This is a genomic window from Bradyrhizobium uaiense (assembly GCF_010811875.1).
Lineage (GTDB): Bacteria > Pseudomonadota > Alphaproteobacteria > Rhizobiales > Xanthobacteraceae > Bradyrhizobium > Bradyrhizobium uaiense.
Genome location: NZ_VKHP01001297.1, coordinates 1 through 204 on the forward strand (window position 1 = coordinate 1; position 204 = coordinate 204).

General features: G+C 60.3%; 1 protein-coding gene. It reads left to right on the forward strand.

Annotation, left to right across the window (positions count from 1 at the left end; translation table 11 throughout):
- Positions 1-204, forward strand: a 204-nt coding sequence (locus tag FNJ47_RS49680; protein ID WP_175068551.1) for a transposase, incomplete at both ends; no start/stop codon positions are given.

A 204-nucleotide genomic window follows, 5' to 3' on the forward strand; every position in this document is an offset into this window, starting at 1 on the left:
ACCAGGAGTTCCTCGCCTTCCTGCGTCACATCGAAGCTAACGTGCCGCCTCAACTGGACATCCATCTCGTCGTCGACAACTACGCCACCCACAAGCATCCCAAGGTCAGGACCTGGCTCGCCCGACGCCCGCGTGGGCACATTCACTTCACGCCAACCTACGCCTCCTGGCTCAACCAGGTCGAACGCTTCTTCGCACTCATCA